The 612-nt window shown below is 67.6% G+C and carries 1 protein-coding gene; it reads right to left on the reverse strand.

Translation table 11 applies throughout. The features are described from left to right. The coding region (locus AB4Z24_RS22525; protein ID WP_441711894.1) for a filamentous hemagglutinin family protein at window positions 1-612 on the reverse strand (612 nt) is incomplete at both ends.

The raw sequence follows: 612 nt of genomic DNA on the forward strand, positions 1-612 counted from the left end.
CGGCACACCGGTCGTGCTGCCTTGTGCGGAGATGTTCGCCGCATTGACGATATGCAGCGCCGCGATGTTGACGTTGAAGCCGCTGACGCCGGCTTCGCCGACATCGACCGTCCCCAGCGGCGCAATCAGATCGACGTTGCCGCTCGCAGCCCCAGGCACGGCGCTGCGCGCCGCAATGCCCGCACCCGAAGACGGCGCCTGCGGCGACAGCGTGACATTGCCGTAGTTGTCGGTCACGCGCTTCGGCGGCGTATACACGATCGTCGTCTTGGCGCCGCGGCCGGCGTTGATGTCGCCCTCCGCCGACCAGGCGAGGATGTCGCCGCCGGACGTCGTCATGATGCGCGACAGGCCGAGCAGGACCGAGCCCTTCGAGTACATCTGAATGTTGCCGGAGCCCTGCGTGATCACGCCGGCGCTCGCCGGCGGCACCTGGCCTTCGACGCCGACGACGATCTGACCGCCAGGCGTCAGCATCTGGATGTCGCCGCCGAAGTTGGTGCGCACACCGGAGCCGCCGAACATGGTGATGTCGCCGGTGCGCACGATGAGGTTGCCGTTTGCATCCTTGTCCGGGAACAGCGCCGCGATGACGTTGCGGCCGCGCAGATA

Source organism: Hyphomicrobium sp. 2TAF46 (assembly GCF_052114865.1).
In the GTDB taxonomy this organism is placed as follows: domain Bacteria; phylum Pseudomonadota; class Alphaproteobacteria; order Rhizobiales; family Hyphomicrobiaceae; genus Hyphomicrobium_B.